Origin of the sequence: Helicobacter sp. NHP22-001, from assembly GCF_030270165.1 — a bacterium.
Classification (GTDB): domain Bacteria; phylum Campylobacterota; class Campylobacteria; order Campylobacterales; family Helicobacteraceae; genus Helicobacter; species Helicobacter gastrofelis.
Genome location: NZ_BSWS01000026.1, coordinates 1 through 2,815, shown reverse-complemented (window position 1 = coordinate 2,815; position 2,815 = coordinate 1). Strand labels below are relative to the sequence as shown.

3 protein-coding genes are annotated in these 2,815 nt (G+C 37.3%); 1 reads left to right on the top strand and 2 read right to left on the bottom strand.

Features of this window, described 5'->3' with window-relative positions:
- Window positions 1-621 precede the first annotated feature (621 nt).
- A complete protein-coding gene (locus QSJ47_RS08050) occupies window positions 622-1,050 on the bottom strand; it encodes a hypothetical protein (protein WP_285603007.1) in 429 nt (142 codons plus the stop codon).
- Window positions 1,051-1,193: 143 nt separating this feature from the next.
- Entirely contained in the window at window positions 1,194-1,805 is a 612-nt protein-coding gene (locus QSJ47_RS08045; RefSeq protein ID WP_285603006.1) for a metallophosphoesterase, read from the bottom strand.
- Window positions 1,806-2,362: 557 nt separating this feature from the next.
- Between QSJ47_RS08045 and QSJ47_RS08040 the strand changes: the two genes are divergently transcribed.
- On the top strand, window positions 2,363-2,533 hold the full coding sequence (locus QSJ47_RS08040) for a hypothetical protein (RefSeq protein ID WP_221272338.1): 171 nt from the start codon (window positions 2,363-2,365) through the stop codon (window positions 2,531-2,533).
- Window positions 2,534-2,815 lie beyond the last annotated feature (282 nt).

Here is a 2,815-nt window from a genome sequence, read left to right as displayed (position 1 = left end):
TTAAACATATTTAAGGTTTTCTCCACAAACAGCCCAAACCCATAAATCAATATTAAATCAATATAAATAGAATTTTAGCCCCCACGGCGTTTGAGTGGCAAATTATGCAAATAAGCTTGCGGCGTGTTTTTGCGTAGCAAATGGTTAATCCGCAACACTAGCTTAGAACAAGAAACCCGAGCCCTTAAAGCTGATCTAAAAACAGCAAAAACAGAAGCAAGGAGTCGGGCACACATTTAAGGCTTTTGAAACCCAGACCATTCATCTCACCAAGAAGTATGTAGCTTCCGTTACCACAGGTGTAGCGGTGCATATATATCAAGTGGTGAAAAGATTACAGCGATCTATAAACAATGTCAAGAAGAGATGATCTAACAAGTGGGCGTGTATGTGGCGTTGGGTGAATAGTTGAAAGTGAGCAAATTCAAAGTTCTTAACAATGTGAAAAAACTTTTTAGTAAGGGGGTTAAAGACCCCGTAAACCTATGAAGATGTGGAGTGGGGTATTTCTTAGGAGCTAAGATTTTGTGAAACAAACTAGGGTTAAAGTTAGATGAACTGCCTTGGCTGTCGCAATTCTTTTTGGCTTTATTGGATTCACTAAAGTAAGTGGTGAGATTTTTATTGTTTAAGCCTTTGGCTGTCTGTAAATCTTTGATAAAAAAAAGAATGTAAATTGGTGAGTTCTGTGTCCATATTTTTGAGTAGAACAAATCTAAAATTGTCCTTATCTACCTTATATTTTTTACAAAGGTCTAGAAAGGTTGCATCAAACCCTCGTTCCTCAAATTGTACCTGCAATGCATGCTTAAGCTCTTTTTCATGGGTTTGCATGTCCTCTGTAAGCTCTTGGTTTTCACGCACATAAGCACACATGGTGTAAAAAGTCTTGTCTTCTACAAAATTTAAGTCTTTGTCAAATATGAGAGCTAAACTAAATTTATCACCCCTAATAATGTCATCATTGACGTCTTCAGCGAAGATGTTGTATTTTTCTCTGAAAATCTTTACGATTTCCTCAAAGGCAAAAATCCCAAAAGTAACGCACAAGCCCCATTTTCTTGTCGTCTTGTATTTTTGCCTATCTTTGTATGCTTGTAGCTCGTTTAAAAAATATTGCTAGTAGTCTTTTTAATTTGTAGTAGCAAGATTAGCTGTATGTGCGTGCATAGGCATTCCATTTACTCCCTAACTCAACTCATGGTCTTGATTTTGTCCTTAAAAAGCCCTTGTATAAAATCTTCGATGCAGAAAATGGGCATTCGATTCTTGTATCTAAAGTCAATACAGACATTGATAAAATCGACCTGTTCTGATTGGATTTGTCTTGTATGCGTGTGTCCATACAACCAATAAGTCTTAACTGAAGGTTGATTCTCTTCTCTTTGTGCCCACTCTGTTAGAACTTCATCGGCAACCAACTGATTGTATTCTCTAGAATCGGGCGGGTAATGACACATGATGAATCTGTAGAGATTGTCCATTTCTAAATCAAAAATGTAAAAAAGCTTGTCTAAGACACAAAAATTGCAATTTGCATAAGCTTTGTCTGGCAACACATCGTGGTTGCCCCTGATCAAGATTTTTTGACCTTTTAAGCTGGAAAGAAGGGTGTTGAGTTCTTTAGAGGTTTTTCTCAGTAAAGTGAGATCTCCCAAATACCAGACCGTGTCTTGTGGTTCTATACAATCTAGCATGGCAATCCATTCTCGATTGAGCTCTTCTACAGATTCAAAAGGGAGTGCTGAATACTTAATGATATTTTTATGAAAGAAGTGCAGATCTGAAACGACATAATTTTTCATTTTCGGTTTCTATGTGATTTTGATTACTATGGAGTTTAGCATAACAAGCATCAAGAAGTATAGATGAGAGAACTTTGAAAAATTGGAGGCAGAGTTTAGAAAAGAAGCGACATGCATCGCCATACTCAAAAGTGGGGCAACTCTGTATTGGCAAGTCAAAAAATCCTCACTAGGAGTAGGTTAGTATAAGGTCCGTGAACCACAATGCGCTTTCTGTCTGTCTTGTATTTTTCGTTTCCACAATCCCCTAAAACCGTACTTTATTGACTAAAATATTCTACTTTTGATATGTCTTAAATTTTGAAGAAGATAGTGGACAAACTTTTTGATGAGATGAGTGGATGCGCAGAAGAAAAAATACAGAACAAAGTCGCTAAAAAGACCTATGTTAAAAATGTTTATTGTATTCGTATCTATTGTATTCGTATCGACTATAATGTGGGGCATGAGGTTTATGGCAAATCGGCAAGTTTTACACACCCTATGTTAGTGTTAAAGATGTTGTTGCTAGATTGTTTTTAGGCATCCCCCTTAGTAGCCAAATTCAAAAAAGCAATATGCCTACTATCACCCACCGTTTCAAAGACAGCAAAAACACAGAACAGATCGCTTTACTGCGCCAAATTAGAGCCTTTGATGTAAAGCGCAGACAAACCAAGATTGCCCAAGTGAGCGATGAAGTGTCAAAGACCATTAAGGACAAACTCAAACGCGAAGTGATTGATTAACATTCCCAACTTGCAAAAACCGCCGTAGGGTAGCTAGTCCTAGAAAGAGAAACCCTTTCTCAAGTGAGTTAGGGTAATTGTAATACGATTGGTTTTAAATGAGACTGAGCTTGGTGTGCAGACACAAGTCTAAATACTCTGCAATCCCCCACAGCCGCTTTAAAAAAGCTTTAGAGGATATGGACTAATCATCTTTGGCGGTCTCACTGCTTTCACCATAATTACAATTCCTCTAATCTATTTTAGATACGCTCAAGTAAAAAATTTAAGAGTAGCTGAATT